The 24463-nt window shown below is 37.5% G+C and carries 21 protein-coding genes and 1 other annotated feature; of the genes, 1 reads left to right on the top strand and 20 read right to left on the bottom strand.

Annotated features, from left to right (window positions below; all coding sequences use genetic code 11):
* The first annotated feature begins 68 nt into the window (after positions 1–68).
* Positions 69–1781, top strand: coding sequence for an Rqc2 family fibronectin-binding protein (locus HHU08_RS09700; protein ID WP_169188355.1), 1713 nt, complete (start codon positions 69–71; stop codon positions 1779–1781).
* 845 nt (positions 1782–2626) lie between these two features.
* Here the strand turns inward: HHU08_RS09700 and pyrE are convergent.
* From pyrE to pgeF, 20 genes are all read right to left on the bottom strand, one after another.
* Positions 2627–3244 carry an orotate phosphoribosyltransferase gene (pyrE, locus tag HHU08_RS09695; RefSeq protein WP_169188354.1) on the bottom strand — a complete coding sequence of 206 codons (618 nt, stop codon included), beginning with the start codon at positions 3242–3244 and terminating at the stop codon, positions 2627–2629.
* On the bottom strand, positions 3241–3957 hold the full coding sequence (gene pyrF / locus HHU08_RS09690) for an orotidine-5'-phosphate decarboxylase (protein WP_016201041.1): 717 nt from the start codon (positions 3955–3957) through the stop codon (positions 3241–3243). Before pyrF ends, pyrE begins: the two co-directional genes overlap by 4 nt.
* Positions 3929–4870 carry a dihydroorotate dehydrogenase gene (locus HHU08_RS09685; RefSeq protein ID WP_169188353.1) on the bottom strand — a complete coding sequence of 314 codons (942 nt, stop codon included), beginning with the start codon at positions 4868–4870 and terminating at the stop codon, positions 3929–3931. Before HHU08_RS09685 ends, pyrF begins: the two co-directional genes overlap by 29 nt.
* Entirely contained in the window at positions 4867–5646 is a 780-nt protein-coding gene (locus HHU08_RS09680; RefSeq protein WP_169188352.1) for a dihydroorotate dehydrogenase electron transfer subunit, read from the bottom strand. The genes HHU08_RS09685 and HHU08_RS09680 overlap by 4 nt, the downstream gene beginning before the upstream one ends.
* Positions 5643–8855, bottom strand: a complete 3213-nt coding sequence (carB, locus tag HHU08_RS09675) for a carbamoyl-phosphate synthase large subunit (RefSeq protein WP_169188351.1) — start codon at positions 8853–8855, stop codon at positions 5643–5645. The genes HHU08_RS09680 and carB overlap by 4 nt, the downstream gene beginning before the upstream one ends.
* The gene (locus HHU08_RS09670) at positions 8842–9939 is read right to left on the bottom strand and encodes a carbamoyl phosphate synthase small subunit (protein ID WP_145999683.1); all 1098 of its coding nucleotides are present in this window, start codon (positions 9937–9939) and stop codon (positions 8842–8844) included. The genes carB and HHU08_RS09670 overlap by 14 nt, the downstream gene beginning before the upstream one ends.
* Complete coding sequence (locus tag HHU08_RS09665) at positions 9936–11222, bottom strand: dihydroorotase (RefSeq protein WP_169188350.1); 1287 nt, start codon at positions 11220–11222, stop codon at positions 9936–9938. Before HHU08_RS09665 ends, HHU08_RS09670 begins: the two co-directional genes overlap by 4 nt.
* Positions 11188–12126 carry an aspartate carbamoyltransferase catalytic subunit gene (locus HHU08_RS09660; protein ID WP_016201033.1) on the bottom strand — a complete coding sequence of 313 codons (939 nt, stop codon included), beginning with the start codon at positions 12124–12126 and terminating at the stop codon, positions 11188–11190. Before HHU08_RS09660 ends, HHU08_RS09665 begins: the two co-directional genes overlap by 35 nt.
* A gap of 342 nt (positions 12127–12468) precedes the next feature.
* On the bottom strand, positions 12469–13794 hold the full coding sequence (locus tag HHU08_RS09655) for a solute carrier family 23 protein (protein ID WP_169188349.1): 1326 nt from the start codon (positions 13792–13794) through the stop codon (positions 12469–12471).
* A gap of 179 nt (positions 13795–13973) precedes the next feature.
* Complete coding sequence (gene pyrR / locus HHU08_RS09650) at positions 13974–14516, bottom strand: bifunctional pyr operon transcriptional regulator/uracil phosphoribosyltransferase PyrR (RefSeq protein WP_101730056.1); 543 nt, start codon at positions 14514–14516, stop codon at positions 13974–13976.
* A 193-nt stretch (positions 14517–14709) separates the two neighbouring features.
* Positions 14710–15621 (bottom strand): RluA family pseudouridine synthase, encoded by a 912-nt coding sequence (locus tag HHU08_RS09645; protein WP_016201030.1) that lies wholly within the window; start codon positions 15619–15621, stop codon positions 14710–14712.
* Positions 15590–16123 (bottom strand): signal peptidase II, encoded by a 534-nt coding sequence (gene lspA / locus HHU08_RS09640; RefSeq protein ID WP_084668580.1) that lies wholly within the window; start codon positions 16121–16123, stop codon positions 15590–15592. The genes HHU08_RS09645 and lspA overlap by 32 nt, the downstream gene beginning before the upstream one ends.
* 66 nt (positions 16124–16189) lie before the next feature.
* The gene (locus HHU08_RS09635) at positions 16190–16471 is read right to left on the bottom strand and encodes a hypothetical protein (RefSeq protein ID WP_016201028.1); all 282 of its coding nucleotides are present in this window, start codon (positions 16469–16471) and stop codon (positions 16190–16192) included.
* A 744-nt stretch (positions 16472–17215) separates the two neighbouring features.
* Positions 17216–19975, bottom strand: coding sequence for an isoleucine--tRNA ligase (gene ileS, locus HHU08_RS09630; protein ID WP_169188348.1), 2760 nt, complete (start codon positions 19973–19975; stop codon positions 17216–17218).
* Between the two features lie 100 nt (positions 19976–20075).
* Positions 20076–20311, bottom strand: a binding site (T-box leader).
* Positions 20312–20369: 58 nt separating this feature from the next.
* Entirely contained in the window at positions 20370–20867 is a 498-nt protein-coding gene (locus HHU08_RS09625; RefSeq protein WP_016201026.1) for a DivIVA domain-containing protein, read from the bottom strand.
* A 201-nt stretch (positions 20868–21068) separates the two neighbouring features.
* On the bottom strand, positions 21069–21842 hold the full coding sequence (locus HHU08_RS09620) for a YlmH family RNA-binding protein (RefSeq protein WP_169188347.1): 774 nt from the start codon (positions 21840–21842) through the stop codon (positions 21069–21071).
* A 54-nt stretch (positions 21843–21896) separates the two neighbouring features.
* Complete coding sequence (locus tag HHU08_RS09615; protein ID WP_169188346.1) at positions 21897–22160, bottom strand: YggT family protein; 264 nt, start codon at positions 22158–22160, stop codon at positions 21897–21899.
* Between the two features lie 6 nt (positions 22161–22166).
* Positions 22167–22637 carry a cell division protein SepF gene (locus tag HHU08_RS09610; protein ID WP_101730058.1) on the bottom strand — a complete coding sequence of 157 codons (471 nt, stop codon included), beginning with the start codon at positions 22635–22637 and terminating at the stop codon, positions 22167–22169.
* 12 nt (positions 22638–22649) lie between these two features.
* Complete coding sequence (locus tag HHU08_RS09605) at positions 22650–23327, bottom strand: YggS family pyridoxal phosphate-dependent enzyme (RefSeq protein ID WP_169188345.1); 678 nt, start codon at positions 23325–23327, stop codon at positions 22650–22652.
* Positions 23305–24153 (bottom strand): peptidoglycan editing factor PgeF, encoded by an 849-nt coding sequence (pgeF, locus tag HHU08_RS09600; RefSeq protein WP_101730059.1) that lies wholly within the window; start codon positions 24151–24153, stop codon positions 23305–23307. Before pgeF ends, HHU08_RS09605 begins: the two co-directional genes overlap by 23 nt.
* Positions 24154–24463: the final 310 nt, after the last annotated feature.

The following is a 24463-nucleotide window of genomic DNA, read 5'->3' as shown; positions in this document are numbered from 1 at the left end:
ATCCTTGTAATTATGCACAATAAAAGATACAGTAAAGATGGAAATTATTAAAAATGAGGTTGTTACTTATGTCATTTGATGGTTTATTTACAAGAGCAATGTCCCTTGAGTTAAAAGAGCTTTTACTAGGAGGCAGAATTAATAAAGTTCAGCAGCCTTTTACGAATGAAATTATTTTATCAATACGTGCAAATGGAAAGAATCAAAAATTGCTATTATCTGCTCATCCTAGCTATGCCCGGATTCAAATTACCGAAGAATCGTATGAAAATCCAAAAGAACCACCAATGTTTTGCATGCTCCTCCGCAAGCATTTAGAAGGTTATTTTATAGAAGATATATATCAAATAGACAATGAACGTATCATTGTTTTAGAGATTAGAGGAAGAGATGAAATTGGCGATACTTCCTATAAAAAGCTCATGATTGAAATCATGGGAAGACACAGTAATATTATTTTAGTCGATCGAGACAAAAATACAATTCTAGATAGTATTAAACATATTTCTTATGCGGTTAATAGCCATAGAGCCATTCTTCCTGGCTATGAATACTTGGCTCCACCGAAACAAGAGAAAAGGGATCCTTATACTGCGACAGAAGAGGATATTTTACGGGCGATTGATTTTAATAGCGGAAAATTGGACAAGCAGCTCGTACAGCAGTTTGCTGGATTTTCACCGTTAATAGCAAGAGAAATTTTCCTTCATGCAGGTCTTGCCAATAAAGAAACTTTGCCAAAAGCTTTTCTTACTGTAATAGACCCAATAAAAAAAGGAAATTATGCTCCTTCTATTATGGATACTCCAGACAAAGAATACTTTTACTGTCTGCCAATCGAGCATGTCAAAGGAGATATAAAATCGTTTCCTACTTTAAGTAAGATGCTTGACCGTTATTATTTCGGTAAAGCAGAGCGAGATCGGGTAAAGCAGCAAAGCAATGATCTCGAACGCTTTATCGTAAATGAACGAGATAAAAACAGTAAAAAAATTAAAAAACTAGAACGTTCTTTATCAGAAGCAGAGAATGCCGAGGAATATCAATTACTTGGTGAACTTTTGACAGCCAACCTATATGCTGTAAAAAAGGGGATGGCAGAAGTAGAAGTAATCAATTATTATGATGCAGATAGCAAGATGGTTAAGATTCCTCTTAGTCAGAGACTATCCCCTTCTGAAAATGCACAAAAATATTTTACCAAATATCAAAAAGCCAAAAAGTCGATTGATATTATTAAAGAACAAATTAGGTTAGCACAACAAGAATATGAATACTTTGAAACACTGTACCAGCAAATTCTTGCTGCGTCCCCAAAAGATATTCAGGAAATTCGCGAAGAATTAGTGGAAGAAGGTTATCTGCGAGAAAGACAGAAAAAGCAAACTAAAAAACCGCAAAATGTGAAACCTGTCTTAGACTATTATATTTCCAATGATGAAACAGAGATTATCGTAGGCAAAAATAATAAACAAAATGATTATTTAACAAATAGAGTTGCCGCTAGAGATGAAATTTGGCTCCATACAAAGGATATCCCAGGATCACATGTTGTTATTCGCAGCAAGGAGCCGTCAGAGGAAACGATTTTACAGGCAGCTAAATTAGCCGCTTATTTTAGCAAAGCACGCCAATCTAGCTCCGTTCCGGTTGACTACACATTAGTGCGCCATGTGAAAAAGCCAAGTGGTGCGAAACCAGGGTTTGTCATTTATGATAATCAGCAAACCGTTTATGTTACACCAGATGAAGAAACCGTGATTCAATTGAAAAAGAGTTAAAACTTTATTAACGAGAGGGGCTTTAGTTGCCTCTCTTGCTTTATTAATTCGTGCTTGATTTGCTTGTGACCACCTTTTATTGGATAAGCACCGGCATTTTCTGCGCTCAGCAAGTCTATGAACACCACTTTCCTTGATTTTCCTGCCTAATGTGGCTTTCAGCAAACCGATAAACGTACTTCCCCTACTTCCAACCCCACTAGTGTTGTTCATCCCACTCCCACTTAATAAACCTCCCCCAAACCAAAAACAAACAAAAAACGAGGCTGGGACAAAACTAGATAGCCAATCTGTAAAGACGAACAATCTCTAATTTATCTCTTAAATAAAGGTTCCTTTTATACAATGGTTATTTATGTTTTTAAATATAGTCAAGTGTAAAAACTAATTCGTTCCATTGCGCTACAGAAACTCGCTTTCCGCGGGGAGCAACCTAAGCCTCCTCGGCTAAAGCCTGTGGGGTCTTAGGTTTTGCTCTACTTCCCGCAGGAGTCGAGTGTCTTCCGCTCCATTCCACTCTGTTTTTAAAGGCAATTCCCTAAAAAATATTGTTTTTTTAGAAAAAATGAATTAGTAGGAAATATGGAGCAGCCTGAATACACGTAGACTCCTATGGGAGCTGCGAGAAAGTCCGAGACCCTGCAGGCCATAGGCCGAAGCGGCTCGGCGCTCGCCCCATGGAAAGCGAAGTGTATTCAGGCTGCGGATATTAACACTAACTGTACTGAAACAGCCTTTTATAAAACTAATAAAACCCGAACAATCATTTAGGATTATTTGATAGTTGTTCGGGTTTATCTATGACTGGAATACTTATGTCCCAGCCTCGTTCAATCCTCCTTTTATTACCATTTCTCCGGATTTTCTTTCCATGCGTTCAAGCTTGCTAAATCCCCTTCTTCAATATAGCCTTTTTTCTGTGCTACATCTAATAAGCTCGTATAATCTGTTAATGAGTATGCTTTAATTTCAGCCTCACCAAGTAATTCTTTCCCCTTTGGCAATTCGTATGTAAAAATAGCAACAACTCCAAGTACTTCACAGCCTGCTTCTCGTAAACTATTAACAGCTGTGATCACACTTCCGCCAGTTGAAATTAAATCTTCGACTACTACAACTTTTTGTCCTTTCTCTACTTTTCCTTCGATCTGATTTCCTTTTCCATGCGCTTTTGCTTTGGAACGTACATATGCCATCGGCAAATCTAGAATGTCACTTACCCAAGCTGCATGGGGAATACCTGCTGTCGCCGTTCCGGCCACTACTTCGGTTTCTGGAAAGTTCTTTTTAATTAGTTCAGCTAATCCAGCAGCAATATTTTTACGAACCTTTGGATAAGACAAGGTTAAGCGGTTGTCGCAATAAATTGGCGATTTCAATCCAGAAGACCAAGTAAATGGAGCATTAGGTTGTAAAAATACCGCCTTAATATCTAGTAATTGTTCTGCAATTTCGTGTTTCATATCGTGATGCCCTCCCACTCGGATTTAAATAATCGATAGCTTTCAAAAGGATGTTCTGCTCTTGTAATCGAACGACCCACAACGATTGCTGATGCTCCGTTTTTACGTGCAATCTTCGGTGTCGCTACTCGAACTTGATCTTGCACTTCATCTGTTTTTAAACGAATACCTGGGGTTACTGTTAAAAACGAATCTCCTAAACTCTCACGAATGGCGCCAGCTTCTAATGTGGAGCAAACAACGCCATCTAGCCCAGCCTCTTTCGTGATCGACGCATAATGCAAAACGGAATCCAGTAACGGCACTTGAATTAATTGCTCTTTCTGCATGTTTGCTTCAGAAGTACTTGTTAACTGTGTCACACCAATACATTTCGCTCGCTTCATTCCAGGCGGTGTACCTGCTTCTAATCCTTCAACCGCACGAGCCATCATGTCCATTCCACCTGCTGCATGGACATTTACTAAATCAACGCCTAATCCGGCAATATTTTTCATCGCACTTCCAACAGTGTTTGGAATATCATGAAGTTTTAAGTCTAGAAAAATTTGGTGATTTCTTTCCTTTAATTCCTGAATAATGCTTGGTCCTTCTTTGTAAAACAGTTCCATTCCCACCTTTAGAAATAACGATTCTCCGTTAAATTCTTTTAAAAAGGAATGCACCTCGTCTTTCGAGGCAAAATCAAGCGCGATGATAAGCGAATTGTTCATGTTTTCCCCAGCTCCTTCCCGTTACTTCTGATATATGTTCGAATCCGTATTGATCTAATAGTGCAGGTAGCTCCTCGATTATTTTTGGGCAAATAAACGGATCTACAAAGTTTGCTGTGCCGACTGCTACCGCACTTGCGCCTGCATAGAAAAATTCTAAAACATCTTCAGCAGTGGATACTCCACCCATTCCAATAATCGGCAGGTTTACTGCTTGACTCACTTCATAAATCATACGAATTGCTACAGGCTTCACTGCTGGGCCAGATAATCCTCCTGTTTTATTCGCTAAAATCGGCTGGCCTGTTTTTAAATCGAGACGCATGCCAACAAGAGTGTTAATCATCGTAATTCCATCTGCTCCCCCTGCTTCTACCGCTTTTGCCATCTCTACAATATTTGTTACATTTGGCGAAAGCTTCACATATACCGGAACTTCTGATACTTCTTTTACTTTTTTCGTTAATTCCTTAGCAACTTCTGGAATCGTTCCAAAAGCAATTCCTCCTGTTTTTACATTCGGACAAGAAATGTTTAATTCTAGTGCTGCAACATTCGAGGCTTTTGATATTTCTTTCGCAACTGCCACATAATCCTCTTCCACTGATCCTGCTACATTTGCAATAATCGGTACATCAAACTGGCTTAACCAAGGCAATTCTTCACCAACCACTTTTTTAAGACTAGGATTTTGAAGACCAATGGCATTCAGCATTCCAGAAGTAGTTTCTGCTACTCGAGGTGTTGGATTACCAAAGCGTGGCTCAACCGTAGTTGCTTTAATCATAATCGCGCCTAGCTTACTTAAATCATATAAGTTGCTATATTCCCGTCCAAATCCAAAACAGCCAGAAGCGGGCATAATTGGGTTTTTGAGCTGTAATCCAGGAAGCTTTACCTGAAGTCGGTTCATAGGACAACCTCCCCTGTTTTAAATACTGGTCCATCTGTACATACCTTTTTATAACTAAAGCCTGTTGGATCGTCTGCTGTATGACATACACAAGCAAAACATGCACCAATCCCGCATCCCATTCTTTCCTCTAAAGAAATGAACACCTTTTTATCTGGAAATGTTTTTTCTAGATTTTTAAGCATTGGCGTTGGTCCACAGGAGTATAATACGTCAAATTCTAGTTTTTCTTGAAAAATTACATCTGTGACAAATCCTTGAGTACCGCGACTACCATCTACGGTAGCAATATACGTATCTCCAAGTGAAGCAAACTTTTCTTCATAAAAAGCAACGGATTCCGTTTGAAATCCTAATACAGCAACAATCTTTACCCCTTTAGCAACAAGACGATTTGCTAATTCGTATAAAGGTGGCACCCCAATACCTCCACCCACTAATAAAGCCGTCTCTCCTAGCTTACATTCTTCGACTGGAAATCCATTTCCTAAAGGACCTAGAATATCAACCGTCTCTCCTGCTGTCTTTTTTCCAAGAAGCTTTGTGCCCTCTCCTTCTGCTCGGTAAATCATCGTAAAGGTTTTTCTGTCTTGATTAATCCGGCAAATACTAATCGGGCGTCTTAATAAAGGTACAGCACTATCACTTACTTTTATATGAACAAATTGACCTGGCTCATTCATTTCAGAGACAAGCTCACCCGTTAAGGTGAGCTCCATAATATTTTCGGCTATCTCTTTCTGTTCGACTACTGTACAGATTTCGTTTTTGATCATACTAATACTGCCTCCAGTTGCGTTTTGCTTGGCTCCATCGCATCTGTAGAAAATGTCATGGATTCTACTACTCGAAGGATTGCCTCTGCTGTATCTAAAGAAGTTAAGCATGGAATACCATTTTCAACAGATTCACGTCTAATTCGGAATCCATCTCTTGCTGGCTGGCTACCTTTTGAGAATGTATTAATGACAAACTGTGCTTCCCCATTGCGGATTACATCAATTAATGTATGACCTTTTCCACCAATTTTACCGACCACTTTTACTGGAATCTGATTACTTTTGAGGAACGCTGCAGTTCCACTTGTTGCCATCAGACTATAGCCGATATTCGTAAATCGTTTTGCAAGCTGCAATGCTTCTTCCTTATCTTTATCTCCAATTGTCATCAGAACTGTTCCAAATGTTTTAATCTTCATGCCTGAAGCAATTAAGCCTTTGTACAGTGCTTTTTCAAGAGTAATATCTTTACCCATAACTTCTCCAGTTGATTTCATCTCAGGTCCTAATGTAATATCTACTCTTCGTAATTTTGCAAAAGAGAATACTGGAACTTTGACATAAACACCAGATTTTTCAGCGACTAAGCCTGTAGTATAGCCTTGCTCTTTTAAGGATGTGCCCAAAATAACTTTTGTTGCAATTTTCGCCATCGGCACATTCGTAATTTTGCTTAGGAAAGGTACTGTTCTACTAGAGCGTGGATTTACTTCTAGCACAAAGACTTCTCCTTTGGAAACAACGTACTGGATATTCAGTAAGCCGACAATCTTCAATCCTTTTGCAAGTCTCGTTGTATAATCTACTAATGTTTGCTTAATTTCTGCTGATAAGCTTTGCGGTGGATAGACAGCAATCGAATCTCCTGAATGGACACCAGCACGTTCGATATGCTCCATAATTCCTGGAATAACTACATCTGTTCCATCACAGATTGCATCCACTTCGATTTCTTTACCTGTTAAATAACGGTCAATTAAGATTGGCTGTCCTGGACTTGCTTTAACCGCATTTTCCATGTAAGGAATGAGCTCTTCTTCCTTATAAACAATTTGCATCGCTCTTCCGCCTAATACGTAAGAGGGTCTTACAAGTACTGGGTAGCCAATGGAATTTGCTACAACAATTGCTTCTTCAACTGTTAACGCCGTTTTTCCGTCAGGCTGTGGGATGCCTAAGTCTTGTAGGCTTTGTTCAAACTTATCACGATCCTCTGCACGATCTAAATCTTCTAGAGATGTACCTAAGATTTTAACGCCACGCTCTGCCAAGGGACCAGCTAGGTTGATGGCTGTTTGCCCACCAAACTGTACCACTACTCCTTCAGGCTTTTCTAGATCAATGATATGCATTACATCTTCAATCGTAAGTGGTTCAAAGTAAAGCTTATCGGAAATACTAAAGTCTGTTGAAACAGTTTCTGGATTGTTATTGATGATAATTGCTTCATAGCCTGCTTCTTTTATTGCCCATACAGAGTGAACCGTTGCATAGTCAAACTCAATCCCTTGTCCGATGCGAATTGGTCCAGATCCAAGGACAACGATGCTTTTCTTGTCTGTGACAATCGATTCGTTTTCCTCTTCATATGTTCCATAGTAGTACGGTGTTTCTGATTCAAACTCAGCTGCACATGTATCAACCATTTTATAAACAGGCACAATGCCTTTTTCTTTTCTCCAGTTATATACTTCAAGCTCTGTTGTATTCCAAAGCTTTGCAAGCTGAATATCGGCAAATCCTTTTTCTTTTGCCTCTTTTACGTATTCCTCATCAAACGGATGATTGGTTAGCTCTTTTTCGAACTTGATGATGCCTTGAAGTTTATATAGGAAGAATAAGTCAATCTTGCTCCATTCATGAATCATTTCAATACTCACACCGCGATTCAGCGCTTCTGCTATATAAAACAATCTTTCATCTCCAGCAACTCTTATTCGTTTCTCTAGCAATTCATCGCTGGTTTCGTCCGCTGCATTTAGCGAAAAGTGATACACTTTTGCTTCAAGGGAACGAATCGCTTTTAATAGAGATTCTTCGAAGGTTCGGCCAATTGCCATTACTTCACCAGTTGCTTTCATTTGTGTACCTAAGTTACGTTTCGCTGATTCAAACTTATCGAATGGGAAGCGTGGAATCTTACTTACCACATAATCTAATGCTGGTTCGAAGCTTGCATATGTTTTCCCTGTAACAGGGTTCATCATCTCATCTAATGTTAACCCTACTGCGATTTTTGCAGCTAGCTTTGCTATCGGATAACCAGTTGCTTTACTTGCAAGGGCAGAAGAACGACTTACCCTTGGGTTTACTTCGATAATGTAATATTGAAAGCTGTCAGGATCTAGTGCAAGCTGTACGTTACAGCCACCTTCAATTTTTAGTGCACGAATAATTTTCAAGGAAGTATTTCTTAGTAGCTGGTATTCTCTATCGCTTAACGTCTGACTTGGTGCTACAACGATACTGTCACCTGTATGAATCCCAACTGGATCGATATTTTCCATGTTACATACAACAATTGCGTTATCATTGCTATCGCGCATGACTTCGTATTCAATTTCTTTGAATCCTGCGATACTTTTTTCTAATAAACATTGGGTAACTGGGCTGTTTTTTAATCCGCTTGTTACGATTTCTTCTAATTCCTCGTCATTATGGCAAATCCCCCCGCCAGTTCCACCAAGTGTGAAGGCAGGTCGAACGATAACTGGATAACCAATTTTTTCTACAAATGTTTTTGCCTCGCCCATATTATGAATAATATCACTGTCTGGAACTGGTTCGCCTAATTCATTCATCAAGTTACGGAAAAGGTCTCTATCTTCTGCTTGTTGAATGGCAGATAACTTAGTTCCAAGTACTTCTACCCCACATTCCTCTAAAACCCCTGCTTCTGAAAGCTCAACAGCAAGGTTTAAGCCCGTTTGTCCTCCCAATGTCGGCAGGATAGCATCTGGTCTTTCTTTGCGAATGATGCGACTGACAAATTCAAGGGTTAATGGTTCGATATAAACTTTATCTGCCATTTCCGTATCTGTCATAATTGTTGCTGGATTGGAGTTTACTAAGATTACTCGATAGCCTTCTTCCTTTAAAGCGATACATGCTTGAGCGCCTGCATAGTCAAATTCTGCTGCTTGCCCAATGATGATTGGACCTGATCCGATTACTAATATACTTTTAATATCATTACGCTTTGACATATGCTGCACCTTCCTGTTTGTGAGATTTTATCATTTCCATAAAACGATCGAATAAATAGTTTGCATCCTCTGGTCCTGGAGACGCTTCTGGATGATATTGCACGGTAAACGCTGGGTATTCTTTATGCTGTAACCCTTCGATTGTTCCATCATTTAAAGCAATATGTGTTACTTCTAAGTTTGTATGATTAATAGATTCTTCTTCTACTGTATAGCCATGATTTTGCGATGTTAGCGAAACCTTCCCTGTTAATAAATCCTTCACTGGGTGGTTTGATCCTCTATGGCCAAACTTCATTTTTTCCGTATTTGCTCCACTAGCTAATGCGAATAATTGATGACCTAAACAGATTCCAAAAAGCGGTACTTTCCCAACAATTCCTTTAATTGCTTCAATTGCCTCAGGTACATCCTTGGGATCTCCAGGTCCATTTGATAGCATAACGCCATCTGGACTTAATCTTAGAATTTCTTCTGCTGTTGTGTTGTATGGGACAACAATTACATCACAATCACGTTTATTTAATTCTCGTAAAATTCCATGCTTCATTCCATAGTCTACTAGGACGACGCGGCTGCCGCGACCTGGACTTGGATAAGGCTTCTTCGTAGAAACTTGCTTTACTTGATCTGTACTTAGCGTAATTCCTTTTAATTTTGCGATTACTTCTTCTGCATTTTCTTCTATACTACAAATTGCACCTTTCAACGTTCCATATTGGCGGATAATACGCGTTAATTTTCTTGTATCAATGCCAGTAATTCCTGGGATATTCTTTAGCTTAAAGTATTCGTCTAATGATAGTTCATTGCGCCAATTTGAAGGAAAATCACACACTTCTTTGACAATAAATCCATGAATGGCTGGCGTTATCGATTCAAAATCATCTCGATTAATACCATAATTTCCTACTAGTGGATACGTTAGCGTTACAATTTGTCCACAATAAGATGGATCTGATAGAATTTCTTGATAGCCTGTCATTCCTGTGTTAAATACTACTTCACCAAATTTTTCTGTATCGGCACCGAAGCCTTTCCCGATAAATACCGTACCATCTTCAAGAATTAATTGTTTTTTCATGCGTGTACACTTTCCTTTCTCCAAGCAATCTTTCCACTAACGATTGTAGCAACTGGCCAGCCTTGACATTCCCAGCCAGCAAATGGTGTATTTCTTCCTTTTGATAAAAATGTGTCTGGATCAATCTTATTTGTATCTTCTAAATCAAGAATGACGATGTCTGCGTTCTGACCTATTTCTAATGTTCCAGCGTTTAAATTAAATGCCTTAGCTGGCTTTATAGTTAGATAATCAATTAACTGATTTAATGTCATTACTCCTGTTTTTACAAAGTTCGTGTAAAGGAGGGGAAATGCTGTTTCTAACCCAACAATTCCAAATGGTGCAAGTTGCATTGATTGTGCTTTTTCTTCTGCTGTATGTGGTGCATGATCTGTTGCGATAAAGTCAATTGTTCCATCTAGTAATCCTTCCATTAATGCTTTGCGATCCTCTGTTCCTCTTAACGGTGGATTCATTTTGTAATTTGTGTCAAGAGAAGGGATATCGGTATCTGCTAATAGTAAATGATGTGGTGATACCTCTGCTGTAACCCGGATCCCTGCTTTCTTCGCATCTCTTACAACACGTACAGATTCTTTTGTACTGATGTGGCATACATGATAATGACAACCAGTTGCTTCTGCTAAAAGAACATCTCTTGCAATTTGCACAGATTCACAAACACTTGGAATTCCATTTAAGCCGTTTGCCTTTGAAAACTCCCCTTCATGTACACAACCTTTATTAATGAGGCTATTATCTTCACAGTGAGCGACAATTGCCATATCTAGTGCAGCCGCTCGCTTCATTGCTTCTAGCATTTGTCCTGCTTCTTGAATTCCTACACCATCATCGGTAAAAGCGAATGCCCCTAGTTCTTTAAGCGCCTTAAAATCAGTAAGCTCATTACCTAATTGTCTGATTGTGATGGCTGCATACGGTAAGACATTTACATTTGCCGTATTTTGAATCCTTTCATTTAAATTATGTATATTCTCGACTGTATCAGGAACCGGTCTTGTGTTGGGCATATTTGCAATCGTTGTAAATCCGCCACGTGCTGCTGCCATCGTCCCTGTCGCAATCGTTTCTTTCTTTTCGCCCCCTGGTTCTCTTAAATGAACATGTAGGTCAATAAATCCTGGAGCGATCACTTTTCCAGCTGCATCAATCACTTCATCTGCATTTGTATTGATTTCTTTTGCAATAGTCTTGATTGCCCCATTTTCGATCAATATGTCATTCTGTTCTAAATCCCCTGTAGTATTAAGCAACTGGCCATTTCTGATAAGTATTGACATGTTCATTTCTCCCTCCAATATTTTCTAACGATCTTTTTAAAACACTCATACGGATAAACACACCATTTTCCATTTGCTTAAAAATTCTGGAGCGTTCGCACTCAACCAATTCATCCGCAATTTCTACATCTCTGTTCACTGGTGCCGGGTGCATGATAATGCTTCCTGGCTTCATTTTTTTTTCTCTTTCTACTGTTAACCCGTATAGTTTATGGTAGCTTTCTATATCAAAAGCAGCTCTTTCGTCTCCATGTCTTTCATGTTGGACGCGTAGTAGCATAACAACATCAGATGTTTCAATCGCTGTATCAATATCTTCATAACTTGCATCCTGAAGGACCGTTTCATCAAACCATTCTCTTGGTCCAGAGAACACAACCTCTGCCCCTAATCTTGTTAAGGCATCTGCATTTGATCTTGCAACTCGGCTATGACTGATATCACCAATAATACTTACTTTTAAGCCGTTGAAGCGTTGGAATTCCTGCTTTATAGTTAAAAGATCTAGTAGTGATTGGGTAGGATGATGACCGCAACCATCACCTGCATTAATGACTGGTATGTTTACTTTTCCTACCAATTCATCAAAGTAACGGTCATTTTCGTGTCTTATAACTACAGCATTTACTCCTACTGATTCCAGCGTTCGAACAGTATCATATAATGTTTCTCCTTTAACAACACTTGAGGTTGTTGTCTCGAATGGGATGACCTCAAGTCCTAACTTTCTCTCCGCTACTTCGAAGCTACATTTTGTTCTTGTGCTTGCCTCGAAGAAGAGATTTGCAACAAAGCATTGGTTTGCTGGTCTCCATGTTTCCCCATTTGCAAATCTTTGTGCATCTCTTAGGATTTCTTGAATCTCTGTAACGGTTAACTCAGTCGTAGTTAATAAGTTTTCCATGATACTCCCTCCCGTTATTTGCTGCTTTTAACTTAACCCGCAGGCTGAATACACTTCGCTTTCCGTGGGGCGAGCGGTGAGCCTCCTCGGCACAGCCTGCGGGGTCTCACCTTTCTCGCTAATCCCACAGGAGTCTACGTGTATTCAGCCTGCTCAGTATTTCTAAATTAATTTTCGTCAGTATTCCTTAAAAATTCCTAAAAAAAACGCCCTAACAACTTGTTAGGGCGTCAAAAAGTTTGATTCTGCGTAGATTTAGGCAAATTGAACCTAGTACATACAATCTATGCATCATTTTTTGGCACCCTTATAAGTCTCTCTGTACTTGTTTAAAAGGTGTTATTATTTACTTTCGTCTACTGCAATTGCTTCTTCGAATAAATCATCTTTTGCTTTTTCTCTTCCTGGTAATACTAGGTTTAAAATAATTCCTAAGATTGCGGCGAATGCCATTCCTTCTAGTTTAAAGTGTTCTCCCATATGGATGGAGAAGCCTCCAATACCTGTTACTAGGATGACAGATGCGATAACTAAATTACGGTTTTTATTGAAATCCAACTTTGCTTCTACAATAATTCTTAATCCAGAAGAAGCGATGATACCGAACAGAAGAATGGATACTCCTCCCATTACTGGTGTTGGAATTGATTGAATAAGTGCAGCAATTTTACCGATAAATCCAAACCCGATTGCTAGTACTGCTGCTCCTCCTAAAACATATACACTATATACTCTAGTAATTGCTAGTACTCCAATATTTTCACCATACGTTGTTTTTGCAGGTCCCCCCATTAAGGCAGAGATAATTGTTGCAGTTCCATCTCCTAGAATACTTCTGTGAAGTCCAGGATCTTTTATATAATCTTTACCAACTACTTTACTTAATACTAACTGGTGACCAATATGTTCCGTTAGTGTAACGATTGCCACCGGGACAAAAATGGTTAGTAAAGCTAAGTTAATGGTTACAGGATAATCTACGAATGGGAAGATAAAATCTGGCATCGCAAACCATTTCGCATCCAAAACACCTTGAAAGTTAACCACACCTACAAGTAAGGCATAAACATAACCTATAACAATACCTGCTAAGATTGGAATGAAGCTAAACACTCCTTTACCAAACATCGTAAAGAGAATAGTTGCAAGTAAGGTTACTAGCGCAACAGATATATATAGTAAGCTATACTCTTGATTCTCACTACCATTGTTCATATACATCGATTGCCCGACTGCGGTTGAAGCAAGCGCCAATCCGATTACCATAATTACTGGTCCAACAACAATCGGCGGCAGGATATTCATAATCCAGCGATAACCTGCTTTTTTTATAGTTAAGGCAACAATACCGTATACAATTCCGGCAATAAAGGTTCCAATCATGGCAGCTCCAGGTCCTCCGCCAGGCATTGCCTTAGCCGCTAAAACTGGCGCGATAAAGGCAAAGGATGAGCCTAAGTAGGCTGGCACTTTAAATTGGGTAATAATTAAGAATGCGAGTGTACCTACTCCGCTTGAGACTAAAGCGACTGCTGGACTCATGTCAATTAAGAATGGTACTAAAACTGTTGCGCCAAACATGGCGAATAAATGCTGTAAGCTTAATGTAATCCACTGCAGAGCACTTGGCTTGTCATTAATTCCTAATAAGGGTTTTGTTTCGTTCATTTCTGTCTCCTCTTTCTGTAAAAAAATACTTGAGTATAATTACTTATTAATATCCCCTATTGAATAAATAAAACCCCTTTTCTGCGTAGCGAAAAAGGGGTTTTAGACAGGCTTGAAGAAACCTTATGAGAAAAACTCCCCTTCTCAGCCTCACAGGACTGCATTTAAAAGGGCTCTATTTAATTTTCAAAAATATTTACTTCATCATGTCCATCGACCTCTGCAAGCTCAACTACAATTCTTTCTGAGCTGGAGGTTGGAATGTTTTTCCCAACATAATCAGCTCTGATTGGCAGTTCTCTATGACCTCTGTCTACTAAGACTGCAAGCTGTATGGATGCTGGTCTTCCCATATCCATTAGTGCATCCATGCCGGCCCGAACCGTTCTTCCTGTATATAAGACGTCGTCTACAAGAATGACCTTTAAGCCTTGAATATCTGTTGGGATGTCTGAGCCTTTTACCAATGGCTCCTCATTTTTCGTCTTTTTCGTTAAATCGTCTCTATACAATGTAATGTCCAATTCACCAACTTCAATTGGCTTTCCTTCGATTTGAGCAATTCTTTCGGCAAGACGGTTAGCAATGTATATACCTCTTGTTCGAATCCCAACAAGTATACAATCTTCTATCCCTTTATTTTTTTCGATGATTTCATGAGCTATTCTTGTTAATGCTCGTCTTATTGCTTGCTCGTCTAGCACAAGTGCCTTCTGCGACATATCGATCACCATCCATGCTGTGATTCAAACTTTTTTCAAAAAAATATCCTCTCACCGTTTTGATGAGAGGATATACGTATACTTAGATAGCTATTACTTTTAATAGCTAGAATCCGTTTCCTTCTCAACCTCACGGGATTGATTTAAAGGACTTATTCAACTAAAATTATCTTAATATAAAATAGATATCTTGTCAACGATTATTTCGAAGGGTATCTAAAAGTTGTTCATAGTCTTTTGGCAGTGGAGCTTCGAACTCTAGATATTCCCCAGTACGTGGATGTTCAAATCCTAGTACTCCTGCATGAAGAGCTTGGCCCCCGATATCTAATGTTTTTCTTGGTCCATATTTAGGGTCTCCAACAAGTGGATAGCCAATATACTTCATATGAACACGAATTTGATGAGTACGTCCAGTCTCTAATTGACATTCGATATATGTGTATCCATCTATTCTTTCGATTACATGAAAATGTGTTACAGCATGCTTCCCGTTATCTACAACAGTCATACTTTGTCTATCCTTAGGATCACGGCCAATCGGCGCTTCAATTGTTCCATAGTCATGTGGAATGGATCCATGAACTAACGCTTTATATTTTCTTGTTACCGTTTTTGCTACTAATTGATTCACAAGACTTTCATGAGCAGCATCATTTTTAGCAACCATTAATAGGCCAGATGTATCTTTATCGATTCGATGGACAATCCCTGGTCTCATTACACCATTAATCCCAGAAAGATCTTTACAATGTGCCATTAAACCGTTCACCAATGTTCCAGTTACATGGCCAGGAGCAGGATGTACAACCATTCCTTTTGGTTTATTTACTACGATAACATCTTTATCCTCATAATAAATATCTAAATCCATTTCCTCTGCTTCAACGTCTAGTTCTGTTGCTTCTGGTACTTCAATTGTTACTACGTCATTTAAAACACCTTTATACTTTGTTTTTACCGTTTGACCATTAACTGTCACATGACCGTCTTTTATCCATTGTTGGACCTGCGTTCTTGACCAGTCTGCATTAATCGTCGAAACAATTTTGTCGATTCGTTCATTTACTTGCTCACTTTGAATGATATGTTCCGTTTTTTCCATTTTTCTTCTCCTTCTTTGCTTCTCTATCCTCCCTCAGCATAACTAGGATTAATAAAATAACACCAATTACTAAAGATGAGTCTGCAATATTAAATATAGGGAAATCATAATTGAAGATATACGTATTGATAAAGTCGACTACATATTGATGTCTGGCACGGTCAATAAAATTGCCAAGTGCGCCACCTAATATAAGACCGAGCGAAACCCCGTATAGTATTTTGCCTTTTGTGCCAGTTTGAATTAAATAAATTAATCCAATTACAACAACAATCGTGACGATATAGAAAAAGACCATTTGATTCTCAAGCATACCCCATGCGGCTCCACTATTACGATGGGATGTCAGATAGAAAAAATCTTTTATTATTTCAATACTTTCACCAAGCTCCATATTTTTTACAACTAACCATTTCGTCCATTGATCAAGAATAATAATTATAGCTGCAATTATGTAATAAAACACTAAAGTTTCCTCCAATTCTCGAGTCTCCTTTAGCATTTTAGCATAAACTAGATGAAAACGATAGCTTGGTCGTATATTTCCATGAAAGCAATTCCCACCTAATCAGTGAATCGACTTTCGATAATAGGACTGAATACTATTTATATCACTCTTTGTTCTAATAGTAGGAATCATCTCCAATAAATCGAATGGAAGTAATTCGCCAGACATTTCACACATTCCAAAGTTACCACTTTCTAATTTTTGCATCGTTTCCTCTACATCTTTTAGTTCTTCTTCAATATACTTATTTATTTTTGAATCTCTTTTTACTCGTAATGTTGTTGCTAATTCGATTTGTGTCAGACGGAGTTCTGTATAAAGCTTTTCAACAGTTGAATTCATTTCCATTACCTCCGTTTCTTTAATTATCTTTAGCTTTTCCATTGAAGAAGACAAAAACCGATTAAAGATTTAACAAGCATAACAACTATTAACGGAGGTGGAATTATTTCTCTTCATTACATATGTATAAAAAAATCCACCCACATTGTGATAATAGATGGGAGTTGCTCTCACGCTATGTAATTCATTTATTCTTTTTCTTTTCCCAATAAAAGGCTTTTACAAAACTTTTTTCCTTTAATTTTTTCTTTGTTTTAAACAATCTTTTAAAAGCAAAAAAGAGGATGGGACATAACAAATTAGATACTCTGTAAAGACGAACAATCTCTAATTTAACGCTTAAATAAAAGTTACATTCACTGAATATTTATGATTTTAAATATAGTCAAGTGTAAAAACTAATTCGTTCCATTGCGCTACAGACACTCGCTTCATTTCACTTCATTTTTAAAGGCTATTTTCTAAAAAATATTGTTTTTCCAAGAAAAAATAATTTAGTTGGAAGAATGGAGCAGCCTGAATATACGTAGACTCCTGTGGGATTAGCGAGACAGCCTGAGACCCTGAAGCGGCTCAGCGCGAGCCCCACGGAAAGCGAAGTGTATTCAGGCTGCGGGTACTAACAGCTGAAACAGCTTTTTTACAAGCTAATTAAAAAGCCAAACAATCATACGAAATTTCCGTGTAATTGTTTGGCTTTAAATTGGTCTGAAATATTTATGTTAGTGTATTTATAAGTGTTTCTTAATAATTTTCTTCTACTACATGTGCACATCTCTCGCATAGTGTTGGATGTGCTTCCACTTTACCAACGTCTGTTGTAACTGTCCAGCATCTTTCACATGTTTCACCGTCTGCTTTTGATACTACAATGGCAGCATGTTCAAGCTTTAACGCTTCTTCTGGAGCACTATTATATTCACCAGCAATTTCGAAACCTGATACGATAAATAATTGTTGTAAGTTTTCTTGAATAGAATTTAGAAGTGTATTTACTTCTTCATTCACATACAACGTTACTTTCGCAGCGAGTGATTTACCAATTACTTTTTGATTACGTGCTTCTTCTAATGCTTTAAGCACATCATCACGTACAACCAAGAATTTATTCCATTTTTCTTCTAACATATCACTATTTTCAAATGTTGTATATTCCGGGAAATCTGTTAGCTGTACACTTTCTTCATTTGCAGAAGAAATATGGTCCCAAACCTCATCCGCAGTATGTGGTAAGATTGGTGCAACTAATTTTGTTAAGCTGATTAAGCTTTCGTAAAGAACAGTTTGAATTGCTCTTCTTTCCTTATTATTTGTTGCTTCGATATACAGTACATCTTTTGAAAAATCAAGATAGAATGCACTTAAATCCAATGTACAGAAATTATTGATATTATGATAAATAGTCGAGAATTCGTATTTATCATAGGATTCTGTTACATTTTTAATTAATTTATTTAATTTGATCAGCATAAACTGATCCACTTCACGTAATTCTTCATAAGAAAGAGCATCTGTTTCTGGGTTAAAGTCAGCAAGGTTTCCTAATAAGAAACGGAATGTATTTCTGATTTTACGATAGCCTTCTGTTACTTGTTTTAAAATAGCATCAGATACACGTACATCTGCTTGGAAATCTACTGAAGCTACCCATAGACGTAAAATATCAGCACCTAATTGGTTCATTACTTTTGCAGGAACCATAACATTTCCTAATGATTTACTCATTTTGCGTCCTTCTCCATCTAAAACGAAGCCATGGCTTAAAACAGCTTTATAAGGTGCTTTACCAGTTACTGCTACGCTTGTAGATAATGAAGAGTTAAACCAGCCACGATATTGGTCAGAACCTTCTAGGTATAGATCAGCAGGACGTTGAAGATCCTCTCTTTCTAGTAATACAGCTTGATGAGAAGAACCAGAATCGAACCAAACATCCATAATATCTGTTTCTTTTGTAAATTCACCATTTGGGCTACCTGGATGTGTAAAGCCTGCTGGCAATAATTCCTTCGCTGATTTTTCAAACCAAATATTCGACCCATTTTCTCTAAATAGATTAGAGATATGCTCAATTGTTTCATCTGTAATGATGCTGTCGCCATTTTCTGCATAGAACACAGGAATTGGCACACCCCATGCACGTTGTCTAGAAATACACCAATCTCCACGATCACGAACCATATTATACAATCTAGTTTCGCCCCATGCAGGTACCCATGCTGTTTCTTTTACTGCATCTAATAGTTCATTCCTAAAGTCTTTAATAGAAGCAAACCATTGTGCTGTTGCACGGAAAATAACTGGTTTTTTCGTTCTCCAGTCATGTGGATAAGAATGAGTAATAAATTGAAGCTTTAATAATGCTCCAACCTCTTCAAGCTTTTCTGTAATTGGCTTGTTCGCTTTATCATAGAATAACCCTTCAAATCCTGGTGCTTCTTCTGTCATAACCCCTTTATCATCAACAGGACAAAGAACTTCTAATCCATATTTTTGACCAACTAAGAAATCATCTTCCCCATGTCCAGGAGCAGTATGAACACAGCCAGTTCCGGCATCTGTCGTTACATGTTCTCCTAGCATTACTAAAGAATCACGGCCATAGATTGGATGTACAGCTAGAATATATTCTAGTTCTGAACCTTTCACTTCTTGAACTACTTTTGCTTCTTCCCAGCCAATTTCTGTTTTTACACTTTCCAATAAATCTTGTGCAACTAAGTATTTGTTGCCTTTTTCTTCGACAACTACATATGTTAAAGTTGGATGAACAGAAATACCTAAGTTAGCAGGAATTGTCCAAGGAGTAGTTGTCCAAATAACTATTTGTACATCTTCTGCTAAAACACCTTTGCCATCTTTCACTTTAAAGCCAACATAAATAGAAGCCGACTTTTTGTCTTTATATTCAATTTCTGCTTCAGCAAGTGCTGATTCACTTGTTGGAGACCAATAAACAGGTTTCTTCCCTTTGTAGATATAACCTTTTTTCGCCATTTCTCCAAATACTTTTATTTGCTGTGCTTCATAAGCAGGCTTTAAGGTAATATAAGGATTTTCCCAATCTCCGCGAACTCCTAAGCGTTTAAATTGTTCTCTTTGACTGTCAATTTGTCCTAATGCATATTCTTCACATAATTTACGGAATTCTGCAATTGTCATTTCTTTACGTTTTACACCCTTATTTGTTAAAGCTTGTTCAATTGGCAGTCCGTGTGTATCCCATCCTGGCACATATGGTGCTTGAAAGCCAGTCATCGATTTATAACGAACGATAAAATCTTTTAAAATTTTATTAAGAGCATGTCCAATATGGATATCACCATTTGCATATGGAGGTCCATCATGAAGGACAAATATCGGACGTCCGTGTGTACGTTCCTGAACTTTTTCGTAAATATTCATTTCTTTCCATTTCGCTTGAATTTCAGGCTCACGATTTGGCAAATTCCCTCTCATCGGAAAAGCTGTTTTAGGCATGAGCAACGTATCTTTATATTCCATTTTCTTCCTCCAACATTATTATCTTTTTTCATGTATGCTTCCATCTATACAGTCCTATTATAGATTAAGTATAGACAGCAAAAAACCTTCTCATCCCCACGAAAGGGACGAGAAGGTTTAATAGTTAAGGTTCCCGCGGTACCACCCTTATAGATAAAAAGAAAATTTTATCCACTTAGACATTTTTTAACGGCAATGAACCGCCTTTTCTTACTTACCTTTTCAGAAAAAGACTCCAGGGTGATTTTCAACTTCCAACTTATCTCAGGCTTACACCGTCCCTGATTCGCTTTTATAAGTTTTTTGGAAATCTACTATCCCTATCAACGCTACATGAATATATATTTGTGAAAAATTATATTTCATAACTCAATGATTCGTCAAGACTAGGCTTTTATTTTGTTGAATTTAATTCGGAAGCATCCAATTCATATTCTAATAAATGATCCCAATCATCGTTATTCAGCATATCTAATTGTGCTTCAATTAGCATTTTGAATCGAGTACGGAATACTTTTGATTGCTTTTTCAATTCTTCAATTTCAAGAGCAATCTTTCTAGCTTTTGATAGTGATTCATTAACAATGCGGTCAGCATTTTTTTCTGCTTCTTTAATAATTAATTTTGCTTCTTTTTGTGCATTGCGTTTAACTTCTTCGGCAGCCTCTTGTGCTACAACAATTGATTTATTTAACGTTTCTTCAATATTATTATAGTGGCCGATACGGTCAGTTAACTCGTTTAATCTTTCTTCTAGTTCTTTTTTCTCACGGATAATATTTTCATAATCTTTAATTACCTGATCAAGAAATTCATTTACTTCATCTTCATCATAACCACGGAAGCCTTTGGCAAATTCCTTATTATGAATATCTAACGGCGTTAATGGCATAAAGCCACCTCCCAAACTTCAATTTCTTTATGTATCATCCTTATTTCGACAGTATTATCGGATTTCCTGCATTATTTTTGAAAAATATGAAGAAACGTGAAAAATAATGCTGTTGAAAATATTGTATCATATATACTCAATAAAAAAACCATGTTTTTTGTTTGAAACAGAAATTATAGAACTTCATCAATTTCTTATTCTCTACTTCAATTTACCTACCACAATTCTCCATTTATCTTTTTTCGTTTTTCCTTCAATCGATTTAATGGTAGCCCTGCCTTCCCCACGGACAGAAAATACATCTCCTTCTTCACACATAAAAGCGACATTTTCATTTAAAGTGAAATTTACTTTTACTAATCCTTGCGTGATAAAAGTCTTTGCCTTTTCTCTTGAGAACTTATAAACGGCTGCAATGAGTGTATCGAGGCGCAGAGAGGAAGTGGTCGTAGTTATTTCGGTCCAATGTTCTTCTTTAGCAATGATTTTTTCCAAAGGAATCGCGGTAAGACTCACCTTTGCTTTTCCAATCGAATCAAGCTGAAGTCTTACATAATCTTCAACTTCTCCTGCAACAATAAATTGAATATCTCCGTCAGCAACGAAAATATCTCCAAATTTACTACGATTTAAACCAAGGGACATTAGACTCCCTAAAACATGGGGATGTTCGATTGTGACAAACTTCTTCGGATAATTTACTTCAAGTAAAGAGAGATTAAAATCCGCTTTTGTTGCCTGATAATACTCGGGGTAAAGGATTGCTCTTTTTCTTTCTACTTGCTCATGCCCACCGAAAAAAGCATATTTTACTTCGCGATGGTCCCCAATGATCATACTTAAGACTTTCTGTTCCCGTGGATCCAAAAAATCGGTTAATTTCGGAGCATATGTATTCTCGACATAGCTTCGCCAATTTTGTACTTGATCGATAAATTCTCTTTCGTCTGGACGAAAGTGTTGATAGATTGACATCTTTTCAGCTCCTTTTTTGCATAGAAAAAGGGCTGTATTAGCCCTTTTAAGTATTTATAGAAACCACATTACTAATTGGCGAACTCCATTGCCAGCAAGATTTAATACAAAAATAGCCACAATTGGTGAAATATCGATCATGCCAAGAGGCGGAATAAATCTTCTAAAAATCTCTAAATATGGTTCACAGATTTTTGCAAGAAAAACACCAATAGATGTTTCACGAGCATTCGGAATCCATGACATTAATATATAAACAATAAGCGCGTAAGAATATATGGTTAAAGCATTAGCCAAGATACTTATAATAAAATTCATTCGTTGTTACCACCTCGTATTTTCATATTCTGCATCTTGCAAGATTTGTGAAATATTCCCCGAAACTTCTACGTTATCTGGTGTACATAGGAATATATCTGTGCCGATTTTTTGGATATCTCCACCAATGGCGTAGACTGTTCCACTTAGGAAATCAATAATCCGCTTCCCTTGATCTTTTTCGATACGCTGTAAGTTGACAACGACAGCACGACGGTTTTTTAGTTGGTCAGCGATATCCTGTGCTTCTGCATATACACGTGGTTCAACCAAAAATACTTTTGATGATTTTTGAATGCTTTGCAAACTTACAACATTTTGGTTACTTTTCGGTTGTTGAACGTGCTGTGTCTGCTGAACTGGTTGCTTATAATTTCGAACAGGTTCGCTTGGTTCTTCTTGATATCTTACTTGCTCTTCCTCATAATCTTCATCTTCTAAAAAAAAGAAAGTTTTTATTTTTGATTTTATACTCATTTTAGTTGCCTCCTATTTCTCGCTTCCTACTAAAGCAGTTCCAATTCTTATCATCGTTGCTCCCTCTTCGATCGCAATTGAATAATCATTCGACATTCCCATAGAAAGCTCTGTGCATGGAGCATATGGTAATTGTAATTCTTTTACATCTTCTTGAATGCTTTTTACTTTTTGAAAGCACTGACGAAGCAATTCCTTATCGTCTGTAAATGGCGCCATTGTCATTAATCCAATTACTTGAATATGAGGATATTCGGATAATTGTTTAACAAAATCAACAACTTCCTCTGGCTCCATTCCATGCTTTGTTTCTTCTTGCGAAATATTTACCTGTACAAAACACTTTATGGTTCGATTTGCTCTCTTATGTATTTCTTTTGCTAAAGATAATCGATCCAATGAGTGAATATAGTCTACATAATCTATAATACCTTTTACTTTTCTTGTCTGCAATGATCCGATAAAATGCCATACCGGCTTGTCCTGAAGAACCTCATACTTTGCCAGCAAGCCTTCTTCACGATTTTCACCTAAATGAACAATTCCAGCATCGACTGCTTCTTGTGCTCGCTCTATTGTAACATATTTTGTCACTGCAATAATCGTTACCTCTTCTGGTTTTCGATTTACTTTTTCACAAGCAGTAGCAATTTCCTGTTTTATAACTTCAAGATTTTCTTTCACTAACATTTTCGTATTCTTCTTCCTCTCTCCATCCAATATAACTCATCATTCTCCCGGTTTTCCCCTTATCCCTTCTATGGGAGAAAAAATAAGCGTCATCTTCATAAGTACAATAATTGGTTATATGAATATTGCTTGCCACCATTCCTTCTTCTAACAATATCTGTTTATTCACTTCTTGCAAATTAAGACTGTATTGTCCCGGAGAAACAGTGTCATATGGCTTTTGCTTAGAATGGATCGCCTTTTCCACTTCGTTAATAACTCGATCATCCACAATATAGTGACGATCTGTAATGGATGGACCGATTACAGCAAGTACCTCTTCTACAGGTATCTTATGGGAAGCAAATACTTTCAACATTTCGCTAGCAATGCCTTGGACTGTTCCTTGCCACCCTGCATGCGCAATTCCAATCGCCTTTGTAGTTGGATGGATAAAATATAGCGGAACGCAGTCAGCAAAACATAAAGTTAATAATATATTTTTTCCCAAAGTAAAGAAACCATCTGTATCCTTTAGCGCACTTTCATAATCTGTAGCTCCTTTGCCAATATGAGCTTTTGTTACTTCGACAATATTAACTTTATGGGTTTGCTCTGCACCAACCCATTGTTCTAATGGAATTGTTAAATTTTGCGCTACTTCTATACGGTTTGCAACTACTGTTTCTTTTTGATCATTTACATGAAATGCCATATTTAAACTAGCATAATCGCCTTTACTTTTCCCACCATTTTTTGTTGTGAAACCAGCTATTAGTTTTGGAAACTGTTGCTCCCACAATTCAAGATTAAAAAACTGCTTATTTCGTAAAGTAAAAGGTTCCATTCTCTAACCCCATCTTTTTGTTTTAGTTTACCATATGGACCTATCATTGGTCACAGAAAAACATGATTTTCTTTGGAAATTAGGTTGCTTTTTAATAAAATTAGCTCAATTTGCTTTTTTCTTATTCACAGGACTTGGTGAACAAACGTTGATGGGTTTCTTTGTTACCCTTTCAGTCTTTTCCAAGCCCATTCTATCAGTTGAGAGTCCGCCTAACTTTTTAGAAAAACAGTATTCATCATATCCGGACTGTCCATCACTCAAATATATTATGTATATTTATAAAAGAGTAGTATTATATTTCTTCTCA

It is taken from the genome of Niallia alba, from assembly GCF_012933555.1.
In the GTDB taxonomy this organism is placed as follows: domain Bacteria; phylum Bacillota; class Bacilli; order Bacillales; family Cytobacillaceae; genus Niallia; species Niallia alba.
Note: the sequence above shows the minus strand (reverse complement) of the source record. Positions and strands in the feature narration are given on the sequence as shown.

Coding starts and splice junctions, on each gene's coding strand:
- HHU08_RS09700 (WP_169188355.1), top strand. CDS start 69: ATGTCATTTGATGGTTTATTTACAAGAGCAATGTCCCTTGAGTTAAAA.
- pyrE (WP_169188354.1), bottom strand. CDS start 3,244: ATGAAACACGAAATTGCAGAACAATTACTAGATATTAAGGCGGTATTT.
- pyrF (WP_016201041.1), bottom strand. CDS start 3,957: ATGAACAATTCGCTTATCATCGCGCTTGATTTTGCCTCGAAAGACGAG.
- HHU08_RS09685 (WP_169188353.1), bottom strand. CDS start 4,870: ATGAACCGACTTCAGGTAAAGCTTCCTGGATTACAGCTCAAAAACCCA.
- HHU08_RS09680 (WP_169188352.1), bottom strand. CDS start 5,646: ATGATCAAAAACGAAATCTGTACAGTAGTCGAACAGAAAGAGATAGCC.
- carB (WP_169188351.1), bottom strand. CDS start 8,855: ATGTCAAAGCGTAATGATATTAAAAGTATATTAGTAATCGGATCAGGT.
- HHU08_RS09670 (WP_145999683.1), bottom strand. CDS start 9,939: ATGAAAAAACAATTAATTCTTGAAGATGGTACGGTATTTATCGGGAAA.
- HHU08_RS09665 (WP_169188350.1), bottom strand. CDS start 11,222: ATGTCAATACTTATCAGAAATGGCCAGTTGCTTAATACTACAGGGGAT.
- HHU08_RS09660 (WP_016201033.1), bottom strand. CDS start 12,126: ATGGAAAACTTATTAACTACGACTGAGTTAACCGTTACAGAGATTCAA.
- HHU08_RS09655 (WP_169188349.1), bottom strand. CDS start 13,794: ATGAACGAAACAAAACCCTTATTAGGAATTAATGACAAGCCAAGTGCT.
- pyrR (WP_101730056.1), bottom strand. CDS start 14,516: ATGTCGCAGAAGGCACTTGTGCTAGACGAGCAAGCAATAAGACGAGCA.
- HHU08_RS09645 (WP_016201030.1), bottom strand. CDS start 15,621: ATGGAAAAAACGGAACATATCATTCAAAGTGAGCAAGTAAATGAACGA.
- lspA (WP_084668580.1), bottom strand. CDS start 16,123: ATGCTAAAGGAGACTCGAGAATTGGAGGAAACTTTAGTGTTTTATTAC.
- HHU08_RS09635 (WP_016201028.1), bottom strand. CDS start 16,471: ATGAATTCAACTGTTGAAAAGCTTTATACAGAACTCCGTCTGACACAA.
- ileS (WP_169188348.1), bottom strand. CDS start 19,975: ATGGAATATAAAGATACGTTGCTCATGCCTAAAACAGCTTTTCCGATG.
- HHU08_RS09625 (WP_016201026.1), bottom strand. CDS start 20,867: ATGCCATTAACGCCGTTAGATATTCATAATAAGGAATTTGCCAAAGGC.
- HHU08_RS09620 (WP_169188347.1), bottom strand. CDS start 21,842: ATGTCAATCTATCAACACTTTCGTCCAGACGAAAGAGAATTTATCGAT.
- HHU08_RS09615 (WP_169188346.1), bottom strand. CDS start 22,160: ATGAATTTTATTATAAGTATCTTGGCTAATGCTTTAACCATATATTCT.
- HHU08_RS09610 (WP_101730058.1), bottom strand. CDS start 22,637: ATGAGTATAAAATCAAAAATAAAAACTTTCTTTTTTTTAGAAGATGAA.
- HHU08_RS09605 (WP_169188345.1), bottom strand. CDS start 23,327: ATGTTAGTGAAAGAAAATCTTGAAGTTATAAAACAGGAAATTGCTACT.
- pgeF (WP_101730059.1), bottom strand. CDS start 24,153: ATGGAACCTTTTACTTTACGAAATAAGCAGTTTTTTAATCTTGAATTG.